Raw genomic sequence first — 25,831 nt, 5'->3', positions numbered from 1 at the left:
AATCTCCTCCTTAACTTTTCGATTTTACAGAGCCTCTATAGAAAGGTGTTTTGACAACTACTGCAGGTGACTTCTTCGATCGAATTTCGACCTGCACTTCTGAGCCGCTCTTCCAGTAATCCTTTTCCAGATATGCTAGAGCGAGAGATTTGCCGAGCGTTGGAGAAAATACTCCGCTCGTGATCCAACCGATCTTCTTCTCACCGTCAAAGACCTCAAATCCATGCCTCGCGATACTCCTGCCGGATAGTTCTAGTCCCTTGAGCTTGTACTTTGTCCCGTTTGCTAGTTGTTCTTCCAGAATAGCTTTGCCGATGAAGTCTTTGTCCATCTTTACCGTCCATTTGAGACCCGCCTCAAGAGGGGTTGTCTCATCGGAGAGTTCGTTGCCATAAAGCATGTAGGAAGCCTCAAACCTTAGTGTATCTCTTGCTCCAAGGCCGATAGGCTTCACACCTAAACCAGCTCCCGTCTCAAGTATCTTTCTCCAAAGAGGGATAGCACCCTGAGGATCGATATACAGCTCAAACCCGTCTTCTCCCGTATAGCCTGTACGAGAAACCAGCGCCTGAATGCCGTTCACTCTGCCGTACACGAAATGGTAGAAGGGAATGTCCGCCAATTTGACCTGCGATATTTCCTGTAATATCCCCTCTGCATGAGGTCCCTGAAAGGCGATCTGCGCAAAGTCGTCGGATGCGTCTTTAATTTGCACGTCGAAAGCACCCTTGTTTTTCGTGATCCACTCGAAATCTTTGTCTTTGTTTGAAGCGTTAACTACGAACATCACCTTTCCATTGCCTATTCTGTAGACCAATACGTCATCGACTATCCCACCATTTTCATTGCACATTGGAGAATAGACTATGGCTCCGTTCTTCAGCGAAGAGACTGAGTTTGTTATCAAATAGTCCGAAAACCGAATAGCATCGGGTCCCACAATTTCGATTTCTCCCATGTGCGAGACATCAAAGAGGCCGGCTTCCTTCCTGACAAGATTGTGCTCGTTGATTATCGAATCAAACTGCAAAGGCATCTCCCATCCAGCAAAATCAACCAACTTTCCCTTTAGTCTCACATGTTCGCTGTAAAGCGGCGTTCTCTTTAGATCACTCATCCGTTTCTTCCCTCCCCCTCTCTTGCAAGTCTTCAAAGATCTGAACGGCTTCTTCGAAATCATCGTCGGCTATAATAATGTCTACTAAGCCGCCCGAATCAAAGTAAATACTGTCGGTGTATGCGAAATGAGAATCCACCAGTTCCGAGAAGATTCCTTCTTTTAGAAGGATTTCCTGATACATTTTTGCTTCAAACTCCGGAATTCCTGACTTGAGGACCTTCATTCGATCACCTCCTGTTTCACCTGAAATTATACACCAAGTAATTAGATAAGTTAACTTCTGGACGCATTTCTGGCTGGTGATTATAGAATCGCAATGTGCTAGAATGTAGTCGGTTAGCTAAGTGCAGTCATCGTTAGGAGGGATAATGATGATAAAGAAGGTCGGGGTCCTCACCAGTGGAGGGGATTCGCCAGGGATGAATGCAGCTATAAGGGCAGCTGTAAGAACTGCCCAGACAGATGAAATAGCAGTTGTAGGAATTAGGAGAGGGTACTCTGGTCTGCTTGATGAAGAGTTCGTCGATATGGATTACTCCTCGGTCGGAGGAATAATGGAGAAAGGTGGAACGGTCCTCAGGAGTTCCCGATGCGAAGAGTTCAAGACCGAGGAAGGTAGAGCTAGGGCTGCCGAAGTCCTGAGAAATAATCACATTGAAGCTCTTATTGTCATCGGAGGAGAGGGGAGTCTTTCCGGTGCAAAACTGCTTATGGAAGAAAACGGAATTCCAGTTGTCGGCATTCCGGGAACAATAGATAACGACATTGCTATGACAGACATGTGTATAGGGGTGGATACGTGTTTGAATACCTGTGTCGAATCAATTCAGAAGCTCAAAGACACTGCTTCTTCTCACGAAAGGGCATTTGTAGTGGAGGTAATGGGTAGGAACTCCGGTTACGTGGCACTTGCTTCGGGTATTGCCGTTGGAGCGGAAGCAATAATAGTTCCTGAACTCCCCGTAGATTATGAGTCGATAGCCGATAAGATTTTGAAAGAAAGGAAAAGAGGAAAGATCAACTGCATCATTGTAGTTGCCGAAGGTGCATCAAGTGCCTTCACTGTTGCCAGACATGTAGAACACAGAATTGGGTACGAGACGAGAATAACCATCTTAGGTCATATTCAGAGAGGCGGTTCACCGACTGCTTTTGACAGGGTTCTCGCTTCGAGAATGGGATACGCTTCCATTAAGGTGCTCGAAAAGGAAGAAGGCGGCCTTATGATGGCATTGAAAGGCGGAAAAATCGCTGCTGTACCTCTCGAAGAAGTTCTTTCCAACAAAAGGACGTTGGATATGGAACTGGTTGAAATGGCGAAAATACTCTCCTGACGGGGTGATCTGCTTTGAGAAAGACCAAGATTGTCTGCACTATCGGACCTGTTACTGAGACTCCGGAAATGCTGAGGGCTCTCATACAGAGAGGGATGGATGTTGCCAGGCTGAATACAACTCATGGCAATATTACTGAACACAAGGATAGAATCAGGAAATTGAAAGAGATTCGCCAATCAATGAGATCTCCTCTCACGATCTTGCTGGACCTTTCAGGTCCAAAGATCAGAACAGGTGTCTTCAGAATTCCTTATGTGGAGCTCCCGAAGGGAGGCGAGTTTGTTCTTACAACTGAAGACATTGAAGGAGACGATACGATTGTAAGTGTTAACTACAATAAGCTCCCAGAGGAAGTGAAGGCCGGGAATCTTATTATGATGGATGATGGAAAGATCAAGCTTAAGGTTTTATCCGTCACAAAGTCCGAAGTTAGGACAAGAATCTTGAGTGGGGGAGTTGTAACTCACAGAAGAGGAATCAACCTTCCGGGAATAGACATAAGCATACCGGCAATTACAGAAAAGGACAGGCGGTTCATTGAACTGGGAATCGAGGAACAAGTTGACTACTTTGCGCTATCCTTTGTCAGGAGACCGGAAGACGTTCTTCACGCAAAGAAGGTAGTTGAGGAGTTTGGAGGATCTATTCCTATAGTATCCAAGATAGAGACGGAACAGGCGCTGAAAAACATTGAGAAGATAGCAGAAGTTTCCGATGGTATGATGGTTGCCAGAGGCGATCTGGGTGTTGAGATACCCGTTGAGGAGGTGCCGGTCGCTCAGAAGAAGATCATTAGGTTCGGCAATCAGAAGCGGATTCCTGTGATAACGGCAACCCAGATGCTTGAATCTATGATAGAGAATCCAGCGCCAACGAGGGCCGAAGCAACGGATATTACCAATGCGATCATTGATGGTACTGATGCCATAATGCTTTCTGGTGAGACTTCGATTGGTAAATATCCTCTGGAAGCTGTGACAGTTATGGATCTAACGGCAAGATCAGCGGAAAGGTATCTTAAGCAGGATCCTGGTTTGCTGAGGTGGACAAGAGAAAAGGTTTCAACAGACGATCACACAGATGCTATCTGCAGAGCAGCGTGGGACATTAGCGAAGCGCTGAAGGTGAAGGTCATTGTAAGCTCCACTTTCTCTGGACACACTGCAAGAAATGTCTCGGGGTTCAGGCCAAGGGCTCATATACTTGCGGTTACTCCCAATGAAGCAACGTATTATAGGCTAAACCTCGTTTGGGGAGCTCATCCAGTATTAATGGGTCTTGGCAATTCTACAGACGATCTTGTTGAAGTTGCCGGGCCTCTTGCAAGACAGCTTAAGCTTGTGAAAAGCGGGGATACGATAATTCTTACCGCTGGCATTCCGTTTGGAACTAGTAACTCTACCAATATATTGAAACTGGAGATTGCGTAGCCGTGAGCTCGAGTGGCGAGAGTGGGACGAAGATAATCAGAAAAACCGGGGGAAAGAGAGCATAAACGCCCTCGAACACCCTTAATCTTTCATGTTTACGATCATTTAACACTGGAAGCCCTTGAAGAAATCACAATGTTGTTTTATCATTTATTAGCAGACTATTACTTTGAGTGCTAAATATACAATACGAAAGGAGGCTTTTTATGAAGGTAGTTCCCCTTGGTACAAGATTACTGATTAAGCCTTATGAGGAAGAGAAGAAGACATCAGGTGGTATCGTTCTTCCAGACGCTGCGAAGGAAAAGCAGATGACTGCGAAGGTAATTGCAGTTGGCGAGAAAGTCGAGGATATTGACCTTAAGGAAAACGACAAGGTCCTCTATTCCAAGTATTCCGGTACGGAGATCAAGATCGATGAAGATGACTACATAATCATCGATCAGGATGATGTCCTGGCAAAGATCGAAGATTGAAGGAGGAATCAGTATGGCTAAGATTCTGAAATACAGCGAAGAAGCACGAAGATCACTTGAAAAAGGCGTAGATGCTGTAGCAAATGCAGTTAAGATAACGCTTGGTCCGAAAGGTAGAAACGTAGTTCTCGAGAAGAGCTGGGGTTCTCCAACGATAACCAATGATGGTGTATCGATTGCAAAGGAGATCGAACTGGAAGATAAATTCGAAAACCTTGGAGCGCAGCTCGTAAAAGAAGTAGCCTCCAAGACAAATGATATTGCCGGTGACGGAACCACAACAGCCACAGTTCTTGCCCATGCAATGATCAAGGAAGGTTTGAAGAACGTTACAGCCGGAGCCAACCCTATTCTCATGAAGAAGGGAATCCAGAAAGCAACCGAGACTGCCGTTTCACACATAAGATCTCTCTCCAAGAAGATTTCTTCAAGAGAAGATATCGCTTCCGTTGCGGCTATCTCGGCCAATGACACTGAAATTGGCGAGCTTATAGCCGAAGCAATGGACAAGGTCGGTCAGGATGGAGTAATAACGGTAGAAGATTCAAAGACTCTCGAAACACACGTTGAATTCGTTGAGGGTATGCAGTTTGACAGAGGGTACATCTCTCCTTACTTCGTTTCCGATCCGGAAAAGATGGAAGCGATAATTAAAGAACCGTTAATTCTCATAACCGATAAGAAGGTCTCGGCAGTTAAGCCGCTTGTCCCGATCCTGGAGAAGGTCGCGCAGGCAGGAAAGCCACTTGTCATAATTGCTGAGGACATTGAAGGCGAAGCACTTTCCACCCTCGTACTCAACAAACTGAGAGGTACTCTCGATTCAGTAGCGGTTAAGGCCCCTGGATTCGGGGATAGAAGAAAGGCAATGCTCCAGGACATCGCCATTCTCACTGGAGGCACTGTAATAAGTGAAGAAGTTGGGCTTACTCTGGAAAACGCAACGATAAACGATCTCGGTAGCGCAGGTGTTGTGAAGGTTAAGAAGGACGATACCATAATCGTTGACGGAAAGGGAGATCCTGAAAAGATCAAGCAGAGAATCGGTCAGATCAAAGTTCAGATCGATCAGACAACTTCCGAATACGAAAAAGAAACTCTACAGGAAAGGCTCGCCAAGCTCTCAGGAGGCGTAGCGGTAATTAAGGTTGGTGCTGCGACAGAGACAGAGCTGAAGGAGAAGAAACATAGAATCGAAGATGCTCTCTCCGCTACAAGAGCGGCAGTTGAGGAAGGAATAGTTGCTGGAGGCGGAGTTGTCCTTGCAAGAGCAAAGAAGCCCGTTCAGGAACTCTTTGACAGCACAGAGAATCCTGATATCAAGATCGGTGTTAAGGTAGTTCTCAAGGCTCTAGAGGCTCCGATCAGACAGATTGTTGAGAACGCCGGTTTAGACGGAGCAGTAGTTGTCGACAAGATACTTCATAGCGATGACAATGCATACGGCTACGATGCTCTGAATGATGTCTATACAGACATGTTCAAGGTCGGTATCATTGATCCCGCAAAGGTAACAAGAAGTGCTCTTCAGAATGCAGCTTCTATCGCAGCAATACTCCTGACGACAGAGGCAACTCTAACAGAGAAACCAGAAGAAAAACCTCAGGCTCCGATGCCACAGATGCCAGAGTACTGATAAGAGAATCACTTTGAAGGGAGAGCTTGCTCTCCCTTTTTTTATATATACTTTCAGATGATTAAAGTAATCAATAATTTGATCGAAACCGGTCTTCTACTCCAATAATCGGGGTGGGAGTATTTCTGAGAATGGAGTAATCTGTCGTACCTTCTTATTACAGCATTGAACCTATTACTATCTGGCAGCTTACAACTCGGAACCTGAAACTCATTCCATCAGCGTCCAGCGTCAAGCGATTCTTCCCACTACCCATGGAGCAGCCTGCAAGCTCGACTGTTTCCTGAAATCAAAACCAGAAGTTCTTCAGGGATGTGTTATGAAGAATCCAAGCTTCTTTATGGCAGAATATTCATATGAGGGATTTCTTTGTAATCATCAAGTGGAGAACTATAGAAGGTTACAGAATGCTGACAAGGCAGGGTAAGAGAGCGATTATTGCAACTTTCCTTGCAGTAGTCATTGTGATAGCTATAGGTGTTCCGATTACTTTCTATCTGAGAGGCTTTCTTGTTCCGAATTTCTCTAGAGTTGCAGGTTTATCCGACCAGCTCAAAGAGCTTACCGGAATTGACCTGAAGCTAATAGTCATCTCCTTTTTTTCCGCGATAATATTCTCTATACTTCTGGGTAGCGATCTTCCAATCGTAGTTTCGAATCTTTTCTTCTCCGATAGGGCTGAGATGCTGCTCAGTTTGCCGGTTAAGAAGTCTACGGTTGCGAATGTACAACTGCTTGAGGTTCTCGCTGCGGGAGGATTTCCCATACTCCTATTTGCGCCGATCTTCATGGCTGCACTGAGAGGGCTTGGCTATTCGGGAGGGAGATTCTGGATGGCCCTGGTCTTGTTGTTTGTATTTGTGCTTGACACTCTGGTGATAACCGCAATTATCTCTTTTGGAATAGTATTCCTTTCCAAGGGGCGGTTTCTCAAGACTCTCTCTGCCATGATGACTATGGTGACTATCTTCGTCTTCATTTTCACGTTGCGCTTCATGGACTTCTCTACTATAGATCTTGCAAGGCCGGATCAGGTTGCCAATCAGTTCGGAGGTCTCCAGAGAGTCATCACCTCTCCATATCTACCTTGGACACCCTTTGTAAGGGCAATAACCGGAGAGACCACGGATCTTCTTGTTTTCATTACTACTTCGGCAGTTTTGTTTGTTTTGCTTGGCTTCCTAGAAGTCTTTGTTTATCCAACCGTTCTTCAGAAGCTTATGACAAGACCAATAGGAAATGCAGCTCTTCATTCAAAAGAGAGGTTTAGGAGACACAACGTACTATTGGGTTTGATTATTAAGGATCTCCTTCTGCTGGTCAGGGAGCCTAAACTGACGTTTGCCTTTCTCTATCCCTCGCTGTTTGTGCCTGTAGTAGTGTTTGTTAACCCTGCGCTTCTGAACAGCTTCGGGGTTCTGCAGCTCCTTGGTCTTATAGTCTTTCTTTTCAGTAACTACACAACTGTCTCTTCAACGGCTCTATTTGCCTTTGAACGTCAGATTGGGGATGGCGTATGGTTGTTTCCAATAAGAAGGATAAAATCTGGGCTTTCAAAGTCTATTGTCGTCAGCTCGCTATATTCTTTGATAATACTGGTTGTCGGTTTGTATGTGTCTTCAAATGCATCTCAGTATAGGGCTTTCATGATGAATTTCCTGATTCTAATGATTCCAACAATTTTCACGCTCTCATTGTTCGGGGGCTTTCTTGAGAAGAGCTTCGGGACCAAAGATACAAGAAATGTCTTCAAGGCGCTCAGCCTACCGGGTGCAATACTCTCGTTCTTACTTTCCACACTGTTGCCGGTTTTTTCTACCCTTCCACTTACCCTCTATCTTGCAAGAGATATCGGACTCTTTCTTGGTTTCCTCAATGTTCCGGTTGCCTCTCCATTCACATGGTTGTTTGGGCTGGTATTCCCACTCGCTCTATGGGCAGTCATTACATGGGCATCGTTAAAGTCGCTGTGCTATAATTTTGTCTGAATGAGGATTTTGGAGGGATAGGCTTGAAGGTTCAGGACGTAAAACACTTGAGCAGGAAGATCATGGAATCCGGGGAGATCCCGCTTCTTTGGGGTCACTTTGGGGTAGGAAAGACCGATCTTGCTAGGGAGATTGCAGCTGAGACGGGCAGAGAGTTGATAATCCTAGTCATATCACAGATGGAGCCAGGTGACCTTATCGGGATGCCGTCGAGAGACGGCGAACGAACCTTGTTTTTGAGGCCCGATTGGTGGCCGACTGAAGGCAATGTGATACTCATGATAGATGAGATAAATAGGGCTCATAGATCAATCAGGAATGCAATTATGCAACTTCTAATAGATAGAAGAATACACAACCATTTTCTACCCGAAGGTTGTTGGATAATGGCCGCGGCAAATCCGCCGGATGAGGAATATGATCAGGTTGAACTTATTACGGATCCTGCCTTTATGTCGCGATTCTTCCACATAGAACTGACTCCCGATCCAGAAGAATGGCTTAAGTGGGCAGAGCTCCAGAAGATGCCGGAGACTGTTACCAACTTCATAGGTGAGTATCCAGAGTTTCTTTCAAGAGACACGGTTGTCTCGATGCGGCTGGAATTGAGACCGAGCCCCCGTAGCTGGTACAAATTGGGGAGAGTATACGCGGGTCTTTCAAGCATGGAGATCGAAAAGTTCGGCTATGTAATCGCCGCTGGCATAGTAGGACCGGAAGCGGCCAGAACTTTCATGAGTAAGATTCAGGGCAGCGAGCTCCTTCCTTCTCCCCGAACTCTGCTTCTCGAACTGGATGAGAATATCCTTTCGAGACTCTCTGGAGGTGATATCTCGGCGACTAGCGCCTCGATTCTCCGTATCACAAAGCATCTTTCTGAGATAGATGATTTACAGGTTCAGGAATACTTCCAGAATGTACCTGTAATCTCGGAAAACCTTCTCAGGATAGGCAGAGTCATCCCGAAAGACTCGTTCTTTTCGGTAATAAGACATATTGTGCACCAGGTCGAGGGGGAAAAGGGATTAAAACGGGCCTTCTACGAGAATCTTCTCGAAGAACTTGCCATGGACCATGATGTTCTGAAATTCCTTCAGAGGAGCGAAAAGGATGAGAAATGAGGAGTTGATGGAAAGGGCTGTTTTCGAATTAGGCAAGGACAGCCCCTTCTACAATTTCCTGCTTCTCTTCATCGACAGAATTCCCTCTCCTTCGGTCAGGACGATGAAGTTGAGGGTGAGCTCCAGGGGGAGATTTCAACTTCTATACAATCCGGATACACTTCGAAACAAACCACTTACATTTTCGAAGGCGCTTTTGAAGCACGAGTGTCTTCATATAGTGAATGGACACATTCTGATACCCGTCAACAAATCCAGAGAGAAGATGCTCTGGGATATATCCATGGATGCCGCAGTAAATCAGTTCATACGCGAGCTTGACGCTTTCAGTCTTCCTATGGACTCTCTTCTCCAGGAAGGTTGTGGAACCGATAATGAGAGATTCTTCGTTGGACCTCCGATGCAGCATCCGGGAATGACGGCAGAGTTCTACCACGACTGGGGCCTTGACTTCATGAAGAAAAACAAGACCATTGATCTTGAGCTTCTGGACTCAAGCATATCCAGGCCCGATTCACATGAGGATTTTGGAAGGTTTGAACTCCCGAAAGAGTTCGTTGAGGATCTTCTTAAACAGGTGATCTCAGAGACTATGGAAAAGGCTAAGGACGGGATGCCGGAGGGTCTTGAGGCGGTAATGAAACTGGTTCTTGACAACCCGATCCTTGACTGGAGAAACATGATTAGGCGGTTCTTCGGTTCATCGATGCAGGTTGGCAGATACCGAACTCCTATGAGACCTAACAGAAGATATGATGATCAGCCCGGCTGGAGAAACGATTACGCAGCAAAACTCGTTGTCGTAGTCGATACTAGCGGGAGCATAATAGAAGAGGAGTTCAACGCCTTCTTCAGTGAGATAGATGAGGTTACTAGAGTCACAGACTCACGGGTCTGGCTGGTGCAGGTGGACGAGACTGTGCAGAGTGTCATGAAGTATGGAAAGGGTATGTGGAGAGATCTTAAGTTGATGGGTAGAGGGGAGACCGATCTTCAGCCTGCCGTTGACTACGCTCAGGAAAAACTCAGACCTGAAGGACTTCTGCTTTTCACTGATGGATTTACCGATCTTCCTACGATTTCGAGAAGGGCGTTGTTTGTTCTTCCAAAGAGCCACAATCCAGAGTTTGCCCAGGAGGCAAAATCTATCTATGGACGATCATCGGTGGTGTTCCTTAAGTGACATACTATGCCGGTCCAGAAAGCTATAGAAACAAGCTCAAGGCGGTTTACGAGAGCGTCGAAAGCAATTTTCCATCTTACGCGAAACTGGTTGTTGAGCGGTCTGATAGACTTGACAATGCTTTCGGCCATTTTATGACGCTTGTAGTTCAAACTTCGAAGGGGAATACACCGGTTCTTTCAGTTTTCGTAGACAGTGAGGGCAGAGGCTTTGTGGGACTCTCCAATTCGTCTCCTTTCGAGACGGCCAGCGCCTTATACAGATTCTCAAACGAAGAGGAAGAACCTATCGTTGATGATTTCTCCAGTGTCTTCGAAGAGGGAGCTGAGCTGGTATTCCATAGGGCGATCTTTCAGAGTCCGTTGAAGCTGTACTTCCTCGCTTATTATGGCAATGAAAGACTTCTTCGCAAAGAAATTCTGAAGGATTCTCTCCGTGGAAAGGACTACTTCAGGCTGCCTGAAATGATTGACGATGCCCTCTTTTCTATATGCAGAGACAACTATAGAAGATGGATAGAGTTCGATGACGGGGAGGTCCTGATATTCCCCTTTCAGAATATCTTGAAGATTGCTTTTGGTCCTCCCAAAATAAACGAGAGTATCGACCGTTCAATAATACTGGAACTTTCAAGATTATTCAGGATCGAAGTCACAAAGAAGTGCGGTGTTCTGAGGAACGCCAGCGTCACTCCTAACATGAAAATAGCGAGACCGGTTTCAACCGTCTTCGAAATCGATCTGGTTGAATCCAAGCCGGTATACGATAGGCTCGAGGAATTCTACAAGTTCTACTCGAAATTTATATCTGAGACGGTAGACAAGATGCTGGAATTTATTCACAGAGATTTTCCGCTTGACGAATAGGGTGGTGTATCTTGGCAAGACAGACTTTGAAGATGTTTTATCCGATATCTATAAAGAACATCCGGAGATTGAAGGCCGGGGATCTTATCGAATACTCCGGACAGGTCTTACTTGCAGACGAAAAAACAATCGATAAGTATAGAATGTATGAAAGGCTTGAAGGAACACCCTTTCTAAATCTTTCAAGAGAGTTGATTCTCTTCTGTTTACCTGTTGAGGGGACACTCTACTCTGAGTCAATGAAGATCGAACCCGACGAGCTTGAATACCTCTTCATGTCTGGAATAACGGCAACCATTGGGCTGAATGTCGAAGAAGAAGAAATAACGGCAATCTACAGGCGGTTTTCGAGAGTAAACCTTTCTCTGTGCGACCGCACGGCTCTTTATCCGCTGGATGTGAGTGAATCCGTTCCGGAGGAAGTAGAGTGTGGTATGAGCATATCTCTGAAAGACGTGCTTCTGTATGTCGATGTCTCGAGTCAGGGAACGAAATTTGGCAGTGATGCCGATGCCGGACTTTAGAACGCATGTTTACTGGGGAATAGCGACTTATCCTGTCTTCATCTTTCTCTCACTGACTACAATCGAGCTCTTGCATGTCTCTCCTCTTCAAGACAGCAGGCTGATAGGCTATGGATATCTCTTGTTTTTGTTGGGAAGCGATGTACCCGATATTGATTCAAAAAACGCTTTAATAAAGAGAATCTTCGAAGTGCTTATCGCTGGTCTCTTTGCCTGCGTCTTTTACTCTTCGGTGATTTCGCCAGAGATTCAGCCTATCGTTCTATCCTGGCTAAATTCTATGTCTCTTGCGGTTGCAATTTCCTTTTCCCTTGCTATTGCATTGGGCGTGATCGTCTCAAAAGCGATAAATCTTCTCAGTCACAGGGGCTTCTTTCATTCGTTATGGGGAGGATTTCTCTATGGCCTGATCATCGTGACAACGGTGCTTCTAAGATCGGAACTTCTTGGGGGCGAGATGAACTACACAGAAGTGCTGTTTCTCGGTGTTTCAGGTTCTGTCGGCTATTATCTTCATCTGGTTCTCGATAGAGTCCACGGTTTTGCTAGAGGCCGGAGAGTGCCTGCCGCTCAAAATGAAAAGGACAGTATATGAACTTAATGCTGCGTCCGAAAAGGAACTTCTTCCAAAAAGTCAGTCAGTGAAACAGACTCACAAGAGATATCACTGCCAAAGTTCCTAACGGTTGTACTATTCACTTGTTTTTCGGATCTTGTCCATAGTACGCGTCTTTCCCATGCTTTCGGAAATAGTGTTTGTCCATTATGTATCTTGGAAGGATGCTTGTTTCCGCGTTTATCAGAAGTGAAAGACATGCCGTCTTGGCTATCTCTTCAAGAATTATGCCGTTCTTGACTGCGTCCAGCACATCCTTTCCCCATGTGAAGGGCCCATGACCGGCGACGAGGACCCCCGGGGTTCCGAGGTAATCTCTGTCGGAAAAAGCTTCTTCGATTACCCTGCCTGTGTTCAACTCGTAATCAGTCTCTGTCTCTTCGGCGTTCAGAAATCTAGTACAAGGTACTTCATTGTAGAAGTGATCGGCGTGAGTTGTCCCAAAGCAGGGAATGTTTTTTCCCGCCTGTGCCCACGAAGTTGCCCAGGTTGAGTGGGTATGGACCACGCCGCCGATTTCCCCGAAGCATCTGTAAAGAAGAACGTGAGTTGGAGTGTCGGAAGAAGGCCTCAGCTCTCCTTCGACCACTCTTCCTTCAAGATCTACAACAACCATATTGTCGGGGGAAAGATCGGAATAGTCTACCCCGCTCGGCTTAATGACTACGAGACGCTCCTTTCTGGAGATTCCGCTTGCGTTTCCCCACGTGAGTTTTACCAGTCCGGATTCAATGAGCGTAACATTCGCTCTGTAGACTTCCTCTTTTAGTTCACGTAGCATAGGCTTCCCCCTACCAAGGAATTTGCTTACACTTTCAGCGATTCAAACCTGCAAATTACAGCTTCTTCAATTTGTAGTATACCTCGTTGTATCTAAGCTCCTTCTTGAACTCCGTGATATCAGTCTTATCGTCAATTACTACTATCTCAATTCCAAACATGTCACTAAGGTCTTCAAGCTGTTCGGCAGTAACGGTGTAGCTCATACTTGAATGATGCGCCCCGCCGGCAAGTATCCACGCGGTCGCTGCTGTTGCCAGATCTGGCTTTGGAACCCATAGCGCCCTTGCAACAGGGAGCTTCGGCATATCCTCGTGCTGCTTCACTACTTCTAGTTCATTGACTATCATCCTGAACCTGTCTCCGAACTCGACTATGCAGGCCTGGACTGCAGGGCCTTCCTTTGCATTGAATACCAGTCTCGCTGGGGGTTCTTTCCCTCCAATTGAAAGGGGATGCACTTCAAGGGAAGGTGTACCGTCCGCTATGGATTCACAAACTTCTAGCATGTGAGATCCCAGTTCCATTATGTTCCCCGGTTCAAAATGATAAATGTAGTCTTCGATGAACGAGGTTCCAATATCTATGCCTTCGGCCATCACTTTCATAATTCTTACAAGGGCCGCGGACTTCCAGTCACCTTCACCCCCGAATCCGTAACCATCTCTCATAAGTCTCTGTACAGCAATTCCCGGAAGCTGTCTCATCCCGTGGAGGTCCTGAAAAGTGGTTGTGAATGCTTTGAATCCGCCCTTTTCCAGAAACCTTCGAAGTGCGATTTCGATTCTAGCGGCTTCCCTTATAGATGCCTGAAAGACTTCTTCAGAGACTGTTGATTTCCTGATGGGATATTCCTCCAGATACCTGTTCACCAGTTCCTCAGCTTCGCTTCTCTTGACTTGTTTGAAGTAGCCCTCTATGTAGTCGCCAACAGCGAAACCATGAACTTCATAACCAAAGTCAATCTGAGCGTCGACCTTGTTTCCCTCAGTAACTGCAACATCTCTCATGTTGTCGCCAAGTCTTGCGACCTTGAGTGTATGAGCTTCATTCCAGCCGAGCGCCGCCCTAATCCAGTCTTCCAGCTTCGATATGACCTTAGAGTCACTCCAGTGTCCTGCGATGACTTTGCGCTTGAGTTCAAGCCTTGCAGAGATGAAGCCGAATTCTCTTCCTCCGTGTGCGGACTGGTTTGTGTTCATGTAGTCCATATCGATGGTATTCCAGGGTATCTTCTGCTCGAACTGAGTATGGAAGTGAAGGAAAGGCTTTTCAAGTGATTTCAGTCCGGCAATCCACATCTTCGCGGGTGAAAACGTGTGCATCCAGGCTATCAAACCTATGCAGACTTTGCTGGAGTTAGCTTCATCAATTACTTTCTTTATCTGATCTGCATCCTTCAACACTGGTTTCCAGGCAATCTTTACAGGAGTTGAAATTGCATCGTTGAGTGCATCTACTAGTTTCTTCGAATTCTCTTCGACCTTTTTCAGTACTTCCTTTCCATAAAGCTCCTGACTTCCCGTTATAAACCACACCTCAAGGTCTCTAATAATAGTAATCAGTCCTCCTTTTCGAAATACAAACATTCATCCAGAGAGTTTTGATCTCAGTTAAGGTTCCACCGACTTGGAATGATTTATACCTTATGCCCTTTCTGTTTGCCGATCCTATCGGTCATAGGAGAGCTGTTGAATGATCAGGATCTCAGTGTGTATCTAATCTTTGACCATGAGTATCTCTCACCGCTTCCAGTCAAAAACAGATTGTCTGACCCCGGAGAGCATGGAGTGCCGTTTTACCGGCTGCTCCCTGCCGGAAGTGATTCCTCGCAGTCCAAATCTCTCCCGTCACTTCGCTGACCCTTCACCATCACAGTCAGTTCTTAATTCTGTGTCTCAGGCCATGTAGCGTGAATCATTTCCTGGAGCTCTTGATCTTGTGCCCTCTCTTTGTGGGTGAAGACAAATCGAGGGCTGTGTGAAATCGACAGGATTACATACCAGTCACGACTGAACCACTGACATACTCTCTTGAAATAGTCTGGAAGACAAAAGAACCTTGACCAGTCAGCTGAAGCAGACGATCAGCAATCCAATCGAGACTGGGGCATAGGTGTGGGCTGAAGTTACGATAAGACCAGGGGCCTGCCGTAGATGCATCAACCGAAAACACATCGTATGAGGATTCTCGGCTTAGCGACCTGTCTTTCTGGCTCTAACTCCTTACCCGTTCCTAGTGCATCTTCCACATTATCTCCTTCGTTTTTTCGTAGAGCTCTCGGAAAATCAAGTACTGTTTCTCGTAAACCCTCTGGTTTTCGGAATTTGGGCTTATAGGATCTCGGAACTTCACCCACTCCTTTATTCTTTCCGGCTTGTCTATCAATCCGACACCTAGCCCTGCAAGGAAGGCATCGCCAAACGGTGCTTCAACTAGACTGGATACCTGTCTCATTTTGTAACCGGTTATATCTGCAAAAATCCTGTTCCAGGCTGTTGATTTTGCAACTCCGCCAACTATCAAACATTCGTCGTCGAGCTTGAGTCCTGCCTTAATCCCGTTTTCTATATTATGTCTGAGAGCGTATGCAGCACCTTCCATGAGTGCCTTGTACATATGGGCTCTTGTGTGAACGAGCGTGACTCCAAAGAATACACCCTTCGCAAAGGGATCCCAAATTGGCGACCTTTCACCCATGAAATAAGGAAGTACCACGATTCCGTCACTTCCTGCAGGAATCTTTTCAACTTCCATGTCGAGGAGCTGATATGGAGACCTGCCTGTCCTGCGTCCAACAGACTCTTCGCTGTCGGCAAACTCTTCCTTGAACCACTTGGCAAGGGCTCCGGTAGTTGCCGAGCCTCCAAAAGAGTAGATTCTTTCAGTGTCGTTTACCACATATGGGAAGCTCACCAAACCAAACGGCAGATCCTTGCCGTCATGTACGGTACCCCAGCAGGTAGAGGTTCCGACCATTGCAACGTGTTCGCCTTCTTCAAGCGCTCCGGCCGAAAGCTGAGCCACCGGGGCATCTATCCCCCCTGAGACCACAGGAGTTCCTTCGAGCAGGCCGCACAGCTTTGAGCTTTCGGCAGTTACTCTGCCGACGATATCACTCGACTTGACGATTCTTTCAGGAAGGTATTCAATGGGTATACCAAGGGCCTCACACATCTCTTTCGACCAGGTAAGTTTTCTTATGTCGAATACTCCGCCAATATTACCTGCCGAGGAGTAATCAATCGCGTTTTCACCTGTAAGCCGATAAATCATGTAATCCTTCGGTGTCACGAATTGATATATCTTTTTCCAGATATCCGGCCTGTTGTCTCTAAGCCACATTATCTTCGTGAATCCATAATAGGAATCCACATAGTTTCCCGTAATCGAAAAGATCTTGTCTCTTGATATGTTTTCCTTCACCCAGGAGGTCTGCGATGTCGCTCGTCTGTCCATCCAGATGAGACAAGGGTGCAGAGGCTTCATTCCACTGTCAACAGGGACTCCTGACCCTCCATAAAGCCCGCTAATGGCCAGGGCAGCTATTTCCTTTTTCTCGACTCCCGACTTCTCAGACACCTCTTTTATGGTCTCGAAAGCCGCCTTGACCCAAACATCGGGCCACTGCTCGGCCCAGTTTGAACCGGGCTTAATGACGTCATATTCTCTTTGAGCTTCAACTAGAACCTCTCCTCTTTCATTCACCATTACACTCTTTGTTCCCTGGGTGCCAATATCACATCCGATTAAGTACATACACATCACCTTCTAGATTTCGTCGATTTTATGCCTTAACCACGATTTTACCTCATCCAGACCGGACTCGCCGGAGTCGAACTCCAGGCACTGTTGCATTTAAATGCTCACAAGACGGCAGGCATTATACTCACTTGAATACCGGCAACACGATAGATTCGCGGGCAACAAACAAATTCCTTCTAGACACAAGGTCAAGTTGATTGTTTTGCTCTGTTCCAAACTATTCTCAGTTGAAGACTCTTCCTTTCAGAGCCTCCAGAATGCCTTCTCCTCAGGTCAAAAAACTCTCATTGCCTGAACTTGTGCTGGAGGTAATCCTTTTTCAAAGGGTTATAGCTTTCCGTCCAGAGAAAACTCGATTACATTTGCCGACATCGAATCGAGCTTCACAGTCATTTCCGGAGAGCAGGAGGTCAGCTCTTTGCTCCCAAGTTTTATTCGCTCTGGATTTTCAAAGTCATTCATTTCATCGGGAGCAGATCCCGTCAGAACATGCTGGACGGCCCTCTTCTGGACTTCGATTCCCGAAAGATCGAGAGAGACTTCTACATCCTTCTGATAGTAGTTAATAAGGGCGACGCTCAAAATATTCTTATCTTCGTTAAAGGTGGCCGATCCATCAACATAGGGAACTTCGCTGAGCTTGAAGCTGTTTCGACCCTCGACAAATGTCTTGGAGCTTATTTCGTAAGTTTCAGAACCAATCGCCATGTCCAGGACAGTTCTTCCGGTATGATTCACAAATAGATCAAATGCATGATAGATGGGAGTCAGTACCATTTCGTCGCCCTTGGTCTTTATCATACCGAGTGCGTTTACCATTTGCGCAAGATTGGCCATCTGAACTGTATTAGCCATACGATGCATCACAGCGAAAATCCCTGCCGCAAAGAGACCGTCTTTCAAGGCGTAGGGTTCCTCCAGAAGCACGATTCTCTTCTCGGCGCCTTTCCTTTCCGCGCTGATTTTGTACCAGATGTTCCATTCATCAAAGGAGATCTTTACGTGATCCAGACGCAGGTGTTTTATCAGCCCCTCCAGGAGCTTAAGCCTCTGTTCACAGTAGTAGACGGAGGCAACGGTCCCAAAGTAGTCGTCACAGCCGTGATACTGATGGATAGAGATGTAATCTATCAGATGACCCACGTGTTTCAACACGGTCATGTCCCAGTCGGGGTTATCGGCTCCGACTGCGATTACCTTAATCGACGGATCCACACCCTTCATGAACTGAGTGTACTGGCGGAGTCTTTCTGCGTACTCGGCAGCACTGCAATGGCCGACCTGCCAGGGGCCGTACACTTCGTTCCCTATTCCCCAGTACTTAACATGGTAGGGCTCTGGATGGCCATTTTCTCTTCTCATTCGAGCGAATTTCGTCGGGGTGTCTAGATTGCAGTATTCTAGCCAGGCCATTGCTTCGTCTAGAGTCGCCGTTCCTAGACTAACGGCCAGATATGGCTCGGCATCGATTTCGCGACAATACTCTATGAATTCATCAGTCCCAAATCTGTTTGACTCCACACCTCCCCAGATGTAATTCAGAAGTTGAGGGCGTTTTTCGAGAGGGCCCATGCCGTCTTGCCAGTGGTAGGCAGACACAAAGTTTCCGCCAGGCCATCTTAAGATGGGACATTTTATGTTCTTCACGGCGTCCATGACGTCTCTTCTGAAACCCCTAGAATCTGATTTTGGTGATTTCTCGTTATAGATGCCGTCGTAAATGCATCTTCCTAGATGCTCTGTGAAGTGACCGTAGATCATATTGTCAATCTTTCCGATCTTCCTAGGCCAGATTTTTACGGCTGTCTGCACTTCATTCCCTCCCCAGTAAATTAGATAATCACTCTATAAGCCAACTGCTTTCAATCTCAGTATCGTTATGGAATTTTCTGCAAAGGTAAAAGTAAACTCGTTTGATAGACCCGATAGATCATATTTCTTGGGCAGTACCTTGTCCGGGTTCTGGAAAGTGTTTTCATCGAAGATGCTGTCGGACGTCATCAGAATGACTTCTCCCTGCCCCCTGATCTCAAGTTTTTCGCCAATTTCGACTCTGACCTCTTTCTCTTCGGGCCATGGATTCACAATCTTTATGATTAAGTTCTCCGTTTCACGATCATACTCGCAGACGTGGTACAGCGACTTGAACCAGTAACCGATAACCTCGAGATTCTCGTCGGTAAGCTCAGAAGGTATTACTACATCTCCGAGATTCTCATTGAAGAGTTTCTGAACATGATAACTTGGTGTTCCATACACTCTTGCGTTGTCGAACCAGATGAGGTCCGGCGTCCACTGCGACCAGCCCGGCCTGTTGAATAGGGGCGCGTAAGCCGCCATAAAAACTATGTCTGAATTGCGTTCAAGGCCAGTCATCAAAGCTGCTTCCGCCATTGCTGCTTGAAGGGTGTTCCTTGTCCCGGCCGCGTGGGCTGCGTATTCTCCAAGCATGACCTTTGGACCGGATCTGTCGTACTTGTCGTATCTATCCGTGTTTCTCAACATCCATTCCGGAACGGCATACATGTGCTCATCAAGAATTTCGACTTCGTTTTCTCTTGCCCATCTCCACGCCCTGTTGAATGAAGCTCCTTCATAAGAAGGCGGGCCGCTGAAAACAATGATGATTTCAGGATACTTCGCTTTGACAGCATCTCTGAACATCGGGAAGCGATCATGATATTCCGTGCCCCAATTCTCGTTTCCTATACCAATATACTTGACGTTGAAGGGCTCGGGATGACCAAGCTCGACACGCTTTGAACCCCAGAGTGAATTCTTTGGCCCATTTGCAAACTCTATGAAGTCAAGAACATTTTCAATCCATTCGTCCATCTCATCAATTGGGCAGTACTCGGCTCCCCGAACCTGACACGACATGCCCGAGTTGAAGATTGGTATGGGCTCTGCTTCCAGGTGTTCCGACAGGAGGAGATATTCGAAGAATCCGATGCCGTATGACTGGTGATAGCCCCAGAGGTTGTAGTTTGCCTTCCTCTCTTCTACCGGTCCGATTGTATCCTTCCATCGATAGGCGTTCTCCAGGCTGTCGCCTTCAACGAGGCAGCCGCCCGGAAACCTTACGAAACCAGGCTTAAGCTCTTCAAGCATCTTTAGAAGATCTACCCTCATGCCGTTCCAGTTCTCTTCAGGGAAAAGCGAAATCATGTCCAGGCAAACCTCGCCGGCACCTTTCAATGTAAGTAAAAGCCTGCCATTGCCGCAGTCTTCGGGAATTACGAATTCGACCGAATACTTCTCCCACTCAGCGCCGAAAACCGATCCGAGGCTTGCTTCAACGATTGTGTTGCTCTTCTCATCCGTTAGTAGAACTGTTATTTCACCGCTGTATTCCGAATTGCCTCGAATGAACACGGAAAACTCGTAGCGTTTTCCTTCCTTCAAAGGAATGCCGTCGTAACCGTTGTTGGAAAGCGATACTGATCTGTTTTCGGATTCAATATCAAAAGTCAAGTAATGGGGATTGTTCTCATTAAGCGGCAGGTCCGAGTCAACCGAGAAGGTGGCCTGGCAACCGGTTTCAAAGACTGCAACCCAGCCTTCGAGAGGATCTCTGTGTTCGAAAGATCGATTTCTTACCAACTCAGCGTATAGACCGCCATCTACCGCATGGTTTATGTCTTCGAAAAATACGCCGTAGAGTAAGGGACTTATCTCGGGACCGGGATTGCTGGGATCTATTGTCAGCACATGACCTGTATTCGCAACAAGAGTTTCCGGAATAAGAACCATCATGAGAACAAAGGTATATAAAATGGCGACTGTTTTCATTTAGAGCACTCCATTCATTGCCCGAGAACAAGGGTGAATTCATTCTTCTCACCCTTCTTAACGTCAATAATGAATGTCTCTGACATAGCTCCGCTTTCCACCGAGACCTCGTACTTACCAGCAAAACCGTTGAAAGCCACTTTGCCCGAAATATCCGTCTCGAGACGGACAGAGGTTTTCCATTCTTCGTGTATAAGCTTCTTCAACTCATCAAAGATCGGTTTTATCGAGAGATCGTCGCGCAGAAATCCGCTGCCTGACTGCCATGCCCTGTAGAAATTCCAGTACGTTATTGCCTCGACCGCCGGATGGCTGAAGAAGACTTTGTAGAATATCCTGGCGATCTCGGCCTGTATCTCTTCTGCCTCGCTTATGGAGACGTCGAAAGCATCTATCACGGCCGGAAGAGGAATCTGAAACTCCGATATATGAATAGGTTTTCCCAGCTGAGCCAACTCGTCAATTGCAAGATATATGCTTTCCAAGGATCGCAGCTGACCAAGCAGATCCTGAGCAGTGAAAATATGCGCTTCGGCCCCAATCACATCTATGGGAGTTCCTTCATTTATGAGTTGCCGGGCTCTTGAAATGAAGGCTCGCCTGGTCCGCTCATTCACCAACACCCCGTATTCGTTTAGAACTGTAATGGCGTCGGGGTCGGTTTCCTTAACTATTCTAAACGACTCGGCAATATAGTCCGAACCTATCGAGTCGAACCAGGGTTGAACAATAGGCTCATTAACGACATCCCAGTATTGAATGAGATCCTTGAACTCTTCGACTTCCCTAACAACTCTCGAAAAGAGATATTCCCGTACTTCTGCCCATTGACCGAGCTTTCCTTTCACTTCTACCCAGGCGGGCACACCTACGCTCGGCGGATTCCCCCAAACAAGTGTGTGACCCTTAACCGGGACTTCGTTTTCACCCAGCCATTGGGCGATCTTCTTAGAGGCCTCGGCCAACCGAATTCTTCCTTCTGTGGACTCATAGTCTGCCCAATAGAAGGAGGGAAGAGTGGCGAAGTTGAAGAGCTCAAGATACAAACGCTTATATTCCTGGAGATCTTCCTCGGGCAGTGGTCTGATCCCGAATCTCCTTCCACGGTTGTAACTGGTTTGAGCGTAAGCGTAAAGCAGGTATTCGGGAGCATTTCCGAAGTAGAACTCATGTGAAAGTTGCTTGGCGGACACCGAAATGCTATCTAATTCTTCTCCATCTCTATCTACGATTTCTATCTCAACCTGTACTTTTCTGTCGGTCTCTATCCTTTCTTCGAAAGTGCTTACATCAATATCGATAGGCAAAACACTACCTCCAAAAGATAGACTGCAAACAAGCAAGCCCAAGATCAACAGAAGACAAGTCCTTGGGGTCATTGCTGACTCTTCTTCTCCTATTTTCCGAAAAGACTTCAGTATTTTAGACATGGCATCTACTCCTTTCCAAGAGATCCCAGGGAGATTCCTTTCATCAAGTATCTGTGGAATGCGATGAAAATTATCAGAGATGGGGCGACAGAGAAGAAAGCTCCTGCCATCATAGGCCCAATACCTCTATACGGGTCTCCCCATCCCGCGCTAAACCTTATTAGTGCAATAGGTAGTGTGAACTTATCTGCTTTGCTTAGAATGAGCAGTGGCCAAAGGAAACTATTCCACGAACCCAAAAAGGTCATTAATGAAAGCACTAGCATTGCCGGCTTAATGTAAGGAATCACTATGCTTATTAGGAACCTGAACTTGGAGCAGCCGTCTATCCAGGCCGCGTCCTCCAGCTCTTTGGGAATATCTAGCATATATTGCCTCAAGAGGAAGACGCCAAACGTTCCTCCAAGGCCTGGTAAGATCAGAGCGAGATAGGAGTTTGTTAATCCCATTCCGTTAATTATGAAGAAGTGGGGTATCAAAAACAGCACTGCTGGAAAGGCCAGGACCGCAACATACATCCAGAAGATGAACATTCTTCCCCTGAACCTCAGTCGAGACAACGCGTACGCCGCAGGGACTGAAAGCATTAGAGTAGCCAGTGTTGAGCTCACAGCGACAATCACGCTATTTAATGTCGCCTTTATTAGCGAAAGGCCTCCCGAGGGTGCAAAGATTATTTTGTAGTTCTCGAGTGTTGGGTTATTGGGTATCCATTGCGGGGGAGTTTCAATCACAGCAAGTGTGGTTGACTTCATTGAAGTTGACAACATCCAGAAAATTGGCGCAAACCAGAAAGCTGCAAAGGCCCAGAGAAAAACAGTAATAATCGCTGCAGTCATTCGTTTGCTGAGCTTTTTCTTGTTTTTCGCAACTGTAGAAGCCATTATCTCACCCCTCCGTCGATCGTATCGATTTGGTGACCAGTACAAGTTGAATCACAGCAAAAATCAGTACGATCGCAAATATATACCAGGAAATCGCTGCAGCTCTTCCGAAATCCTGTCTCTCAAATCCAACAAGGTATAGGTAATAAACCAGAGTACGAGTAGTTCCGGCCGGCCCCCCTGCGGAGAGAATGTAAGCCTGATCAAAGAGTCCAAAGGCCAGTATGGCTTGTCGAACAACGTCGAAAAATAGCACGCTCTTGATCCAGGGTAAAGTGATATATAAGAATCTTTTCCACGGGCCTGCGCCATCTAGTTTTGCCGATTCGTATTGTTCGGGGGGAATTCTCTGCAGGGCTCCCAAGTAAAGCAAAATGCTGAACCCCACAATCCACCATACAGTTACCAGGATAATCACTCCCCAAGCAACTGATGTGCTGCCAAACCATGAAACCGCGTTGTTTATCGCGCCAACCTTGTTGAGATAGTAATTTGCTAATCCAGAAGGAAAAGAAGCGAAGATCCACTTCCATGAACTAAGAATACCTACAGAACCAAAGAATGCCGGTGAAACAAATGCAATTAGAAGCCATAGTTGGCCAAACCTCTTCTTCTTGAGAATGTGTGCAAAGATAATGGCAACGATTATCGTGAGTGGAACACTGATTATCGCAAAAACCACTGTGTGCTGAACCGTGGGCCAAAATCTTGAATCATTCCACGTTCGAATGTAGTTGTCAAAACCGACAAACACGTTATCCTTGAGAAGACTCCAGTTGAAGAAACTAATTACGAGACCGAAAACCAGTGGAACCACAACAAATAGAGCGAAGAAGAATAGGTGAGGGAGAAGGAACAACCACGATCCTATCTCCCTGCGGAATCGTTTAGGTGATTTTGAATGTGATCGTGTCAATTACTCCTCCTCCCTTCACCAAGTAAAGCGATTACTTATCTGCGATTAGTTTCTTGACCAGTAGTCGTCAAGAATTTCCTGAACGGCGAACGAAGCTTCCTTCATACCAGCTTCCGGAGATATCGAGTGCAGCACCAATATTTCCTCAAGGTAGACTGCTATTTCGGCCTCTATTTCCGATATCAGCGGGAACATCTGGAACTGTCTTACGTATTCGGAATCCTGAGATACTGCGTAAATGTGAGGCAGTCTCTCTTTCAACTCCTGACTCTCGGCGAGTGATTTTCTTGCAGGAGTCTGTCCCGCTTCGTACCAATCAATCGCGTGGTCCCATAGATACTTGATGAATGTTGTCGCGGCTTCAAGTGTCTTAGGATCTTCGACCATGACTCTTGGCATTGCCAGTACGTGAGAACCTCCAAATACGGCCTTGGTGTTGCCTAACTGAGGAGCTACCGCATAACCGAAATCCTCACCCAGCTGTTCCATCCAGGGCTTAATGGTCCAGATACCGGTTATCAATACTGTGCTCTCCCCGGACTGGAAGGACACGCCAGGGTCGGCTACCTGCATGGGAAGAATACCCTTGTCCTGCATCTCGAGCATCAGCTTGCAGACTTCGATTCCGGCTTTCTCGAATGCCGGCTCCTTAAAGTCGTCTGTCAACACTTCTCCGCCGTGCTGCCAGAGAAGGTGGAACCAGATCCATGTCCAGGCAGGGTTTTCGTAGTATGGAGTAAGTCCTGGAGGTGTAATGGGAATTAAAGCTTCCATTGCGGAAATAAACTCTTCTCTTGTCTTCGGCGGGTTGTCAGGATCGAGACCGACCTTTGCGAAGTTTCCTCTGTTGTAGGCCATGTAGAACAGCCATATGTCCATTGGAATACCGACGATTTTACCATCTACTACAAGTCCGTCGAGGACACCCGGGAAGATGTCGTCAGTGTCAATTCCATACTTGTTAAGCCATTCTTCCGCTGTGAAGCCCTTGAAGTGTTCCAGATAGAGAGGCATGTCGAATTTCCTGATGAACATGATCTCGGGGGCTGTCTTGGATGCAATACCCATCGAGAGCTTGTTCTTCATATCAAGAGAAGACTCTACCACAACATGGACGACTTCAATATCCGGATGTTCGGCATTGAACCTTGCAACAATCTCGTCCATGTAAGCGCCGTCAGCTCCGGTAAGCGGCGTCATCATCGTAATCGTTACACCGAAAGAGAAGCTAACAGCGACAACCAGCGCAAGTGCCAGAAACATCAACTTTCTCATTTGTTTCACCTCCTAATAAAGGTAAACGTTTGATAGTCGAAAAAGAACAGATCGCAATCAGGTGTTCACTCTTTAGCTTGTCATATCACCCCCCAAAAGAGTGGATTGTTTCAATCTGTCAGACCTCTAAACAATTAAGATATATCTTCCGTGAATGAGTGTTTGGTATGAGTTGGATTCGAAAGTCAAGGCTTAGACGAATGCTGATCGGAAAACATTTATATGTACGTACCTAGTTGCAAAACAGAAAGTTCCTCACAAATCAGTTCCGCAAAAAAGTCTGTTCCGAATGCTCCAAAGCCAAAATAATCGATGATGTTAAGAGAAGAATCAATTTATGATCATATTCTAGCAAAACATCGAATGGCTCACCAAATTGAATTATAGACATTCTGCGATGATCAGAGCCTGACTTCGCCCGATATCTTTCTCATTCGTTGCTCGAACACCGAAAAGATCGGTTCTCTTCGATTTCTTTCGTGTTTTCATGAAGTAATGTCCGTACATATATAGAGCAGAGAATTCGAAAAGGAAAGAGAGATTGCCTGTGTCGAGCTGAATATTTCTTTGGAGTCGTGGGTTCAGTAAGCCGGTCGTTCAGCATCATTTTGATTCGCTCAACGCTGAACGCTGTGAAGAGCCGTCCTTCGAAGAGCAGTTGCAGGTTTCTAGTTCCAAGTTGCAGTGTGCCA

21 protein-coding genes are annotated in these 25,831 nt (G+C 46.4%); 10 read left to right on the top strand and 11 right to left on the bottom strand.

The window, feature by feature from the left end:
- Positions 1-10 precede the first annotated feature (10 nt).
- Entirely contained in the window at positions 11-1,117 is a 1,107-nt protein-coding gene (gene gcvT / locus B3K91_RS06665) for a glycine cleavage system aminomethyltransferase GcvT (RefSeq protein WP_214079535.1), read from the bottom strand.
- On the bottom strand, positions 1,110-1,343 hold the full coding sequence (locus tag B3K91_RS06660; protein ID WP_214079534.1) for a DUF2007 domain-containing protein: 234 nt from the start codon (positions 1,341-1,343) through the stop codon (positions 1,110-1,112). The genes gcvT and B3K91_RS06660 overlap by 8 nt, the downstream gene beginning before the upstream one ends.
- A gap of 151 nt (positions 1,344-1,494) precedes the next feature.
- On the opposite strand from B3K91_RS06660, the gene pfkA reads away from it, so the two are divergent.
- The 10 genes from pfkA (at position 1,495) to B3K91_RS06610 (ending at position 12,276) form a co-directional block, all read left to right on the top strand.
- A complete protein-coding gene (gene pfkA, locus B3K91_RS06655) occupies positions 1,495-2,454 on the top strand; it encodes a 6-phosphofructokinase (RefSeq protein WP_349680399.1) in 960 nt (319 codons plus the stop codon).
- A 14-nt stretch (positions 2,455-2,468) separates the two neighbouring features.
- Positions 2,469-3,887 carry a pyruvate kinase gene (gene pyk / locus B3K91_RS06650; protein ID WP_214079533.1) on the top strand — a complete coding sequence of 473 codons (1,419 nt, stop codon included), beginning with the start codon at positions 2,469-2,471 and terminating at the stop codon, positions 3,885-3,887.
- 206 nt (positions 3,888-4,093) lie between these two features.
- The gene (groES, locus tag B3K91_RS06645) at positions 4,094-4,363 is read left to right on the top strand and encodes a co-chaperone GroES (RefSeq protein WP_214079532.1); all 270 of its coding nucleotides are present in this window, start codon (positions 4,094-4,096) and stop codon (positions 4,361-4,363) included.
- A gap of 13 nt (positions 4,364-4,376) precedes the next feature.
- Complete coding sequence (gene groL / locus B3K91_RS06640) at positions 4,377-5,999, top strand: chaperonin GroEL (protein WP_214079531.1); 1,623 nt, start codon at positions 4,377-4,379, stop codon at positions 5,997-5,999.
- Positions 6,000-6,355: 356 nt separating this feature from the next.
- Positions 6,356-7,987 carry a hypothetical protein gene (locus B3K91_RS06635; protein ID WP_214079530.1) on the top strand — a complete coding sequence of 544 codons (1,632 nt, stop codon included), beginning with the start codon at positions 6,356-6,358 and terminating at the stop codon, positions 7,985-7,987.
- Positions 7,988-8,010: 23 nt separating this feature from the next.
- Entirely contained in the window at positions 8,011-9,108 is a 1,098-nt protein-coding gene (locus tag B3K91_RS06630; RefSeq protein ID WP_214079529.1) for an AAA family ATPase, read from the top strand.
- Positions 9,098-10,291: a VWA-like domain-containing protein gene (locus B3K91_RS06625; RefSeq protein WP_214079528.1), complete on the top strand. Its 1,194-nt coding sequence runs from the start codon at positions 9,098-9,100 to the stop codon at positions 10,289-10,291. Before B3K91_RS06630 ends, B3K91_RS06625 begins: the two co-directional genes overlap by 11 nt.
- A complete protein-coding gene (locus B3K91_RS06620; RefSeq protein WP_292594432.1) occupies positions 10,288-11,157 on the top strand; it encodes a DUF4895 domain-containing protein in 870 nt (289 codons plus the stop codon). The genes B3K91_RS06625 and B3K91_RS06620 overlap by 4 nt, the downstream gene beginning before the upstream one ends.
- A gap of 11 nt (positions 11,158-11,168) precedes the next feature.
- Positions 11,169-11,681 (top strand): hypothetical protein, encoded by a 513-nt coding sequence (locus B3K91_RS06615; protein WP_214060164.1) that lies wholly within the window; start codon positions 11,169-11,171, stop codon positions 11,679-11,681.
- A complete protein-coding gene (locus B3K91_RS06610; protein ID WP_292590686.1) occupies positions 11,668-12,276 on the top strand; it encodes a metal-dependent hydrolase in 609 nt (202 codons plus the stop codon). Before B3K91_RS06615 ends, B3K91_RS06610 begins: the two co-directional genes overlap by 14 nt.
- 100 nt (positions 12,277-12,376) lie before the next feature.
- Here B3K91_RS06610 and B3K91_RS06605 read toward each other — a convergent pair whose 3' ends face one another.
- The 9 genes from B3K91_RS06605 to B3K91_RS06565 form a co-directional block, all read right to left on the bottom strand.
- A complete protein-coding gene (locus B3K91_RS06605) occupies positions 12,377-13,078 on the bottom strand; it encodes an L-ribulose-5-phosphate 4-epimerase (protein WP_214079525.1) in 702 nt (233 codons plus the stop codon).
- Positions 13,079-13,133: 55 nt separating this feature from the next.
- On the bottom strand, positions 13,134-14,666 hold the full coding sequence (gene araA / locus B3K91_RS06600; protein ID WP_292593284.1) for an L-arabinose isomerase: 1,533 nt from the start codon (positions 14,664-14,666) through the stop codon (positions 13,134-13,136).
- Between the two features lie 646 nt (positions 14,667-15,312).
- Positions 15,313-16,836 (bottom strand): FGGY-family carbohydrate kinase, encoded by a 1,524-nt coding sequence (locus B3K91_RS06595; protein WP_214079523.1) that lies wholly within the window; start codon positions 16,834-16,836, stop codon positions 15,313-15,315.
- A gap of 333 nt (positions 16,837-17,169) precedes the next feature.
- Positions 17,170-18,654, bottom strand: a complete 1,485-nt coding sequence (locus B3K91_RS06590) for an alpha-N-arabinofuranosidase (RefSeq protein WP_292590689.1) — start codon at positions 18,652-18,654, stop codon at positions 17,170-17,172.
- A 33-nt stretch (positions 18,655-18,687) separates the two neighbouring features.
- Positions 18,688-20,598, bottom strand: coding sequence for an alpha-L-arabinofuranosidase C-terminal domain-containing protein (locus B3K91_RS06585; RefSeq protein WP_414674181.1), 1,911 nt, complete (start codon positions 20,596-20,598; stop codon positions 18,688-18,690).
- A 50-nt stretch (positions 20,599-20,648) separates the two neighbouring features.
- Positions 20,649-21,941 carry an endo-1,4-beta-xylanase gene (locus B3K91_RS06580; RefSeq protein ID WP_292590691.1) on the bottom strand — a complete coding sequence of 431 codons (1,293 nt, stop codon included), beginning with the start codon at positions 21,939-21,941 and terminating at the stop codon, positions 20,649-20,651.
- Positions 21,942-22,069: 128 nt separating this feature from the next.
- Positions 22,070-22,948 carry a carbohydrate ABC transporter permease gene (locus B3K91_RS06575; protein WP_214079519.1) on the bottom strand — a complete coding sequence of 293 codons (879 nt, stop codon included), beginning with the start codon at positions 22,946-22,948 and terminating at the stop codon, positions 22,070-22,072.
- Positions 22,949-22,952: 4 nt separating this feature from the next.
- Positions 22,953-23,864 (bottom strand): carbohydrate ABC transporter permease, encoded by a 912-nt coding sequence (locus B3K91_RS06570; protein ID WP_214061145.1) that lies wholly within the window; start codon positions 23,862-23,864, stop codon positions 22,953-22,955.
- 45 nt (positions 23,865-23,909) lie between these two features.
- Positions 23,910-25,139, bottom strand: a complete 1,230-nt coding sequence (locus B3K91_RS06565; RefSeq protein ID WP_099830426.1) for an extracellular solute-binding protein — start codon at positions 25,137-25,139, stop codon at positions 23,910-23,912.
- Positions 25,140-25,831: the final 692 nt, after the last annotated feature.

The organism is Mesotoga sp. UBA5847 (assembly GCF_002432735.1).
Lineage (GTDB): Bacteria > Thermotogota > Thermotogae > Petrotogales > Kosmotogaceae > Mesotoga.
Note: the sequence above shows the minus strand (reverse complement) of the source record. Positions and strands in the feature narration are given on the sequence as shown.

Bases quoted from the DNA above. Each gene is read 5' to 3' on its own strand.
- B3K91_RS06585 (WP_414674181.1), bottom strand. From the start codon at position 20,598: ATGATGGTTCTTATTCCGGAAACTCTTGTTGCGAATACAGGTCATGTG.
- B3K91_RS06605 (WP_214079525.1), bottom strand. From the start codon at position 13,078: ATGCTACGTGAACTAAAAGAGGAAGTCTACAGAGCGAATGTTACGCTC.
- B3K91_RS06660 (WP_214079534.1), bottom strand. From the start codon at position 1,343: ATGAAGGTCCTCAAGTCAGGAATTCCGGAGTTTGAAGCAAAAATGTAT.
- B3K91_RS06610 (WP_292590686.1), top strand. From the start codon at position 11,668: ATGCCGGACTTTAGAACGCATGTTTACTGGGGAATAGCGACTTATCCT.
- B3K91_RS06595 (WP_214079523.1), bottom strand. From the start codon at position 16,836: ATGTACTTAATCGGATGTGATATTGGCACCCAGGGAACAAAGAGTGTA.
- gcvT (WP_214079535.1), bottom strand. From the start codon at position 1,117: ATGAGTGATCTAAAGAGAACGCCGCTTTACAGCGAACATGTGAGACTA.
- B3K91_RS06565 (WP_099830426.1), bottom strand. From the start codon at position 25,139: ATGAGAAAGTTGATGTTTCTGGCACTTGCGCTGGTTGTCGCTGTTAGC.
- groES (WP_214079532.1), top strand. From the start codon at position 4,094: ATGAAGGTAGTTCCCCTTGGTACAAGATTACTGATTAAGCCTTATGAG.
- groL (WP_214079531.1), top strand. From the start codon at position 4,377: ATGGCTAAGATTCTGAAATACAGCGAAGAAGCACGAAGATCACTTGAA.
- B3K91_RS06575 (WP_214079519.1), bottom strand. From the start codon at position 22,948: ATGGCTTCTACAGTTGCGAAAAACAAGAAAAAGCTCAGCAAACGAATG.
- B3K91_RS06625 (WP_214079528.1), top strand. From the start codon at position 9,098: ATGAGAAATGAGGAGTTGATGGAAAGGGCTGTTTTCGAATTAGGCAAG.
- B3K91_RS06635 (WP_214079530.1), top strand. From the start codon at position 6,356: ATGAGGGATTTCTTTGTAATCATCAAGTGGAGAACTATAGAAGGTTAC.
- araA (WP_292593284.1), bottom strand. From the start codon at position 14,666: ATGTTTGTATTTCGAAAAGGAGGACTGATTACTATTATTAGAGACCTT.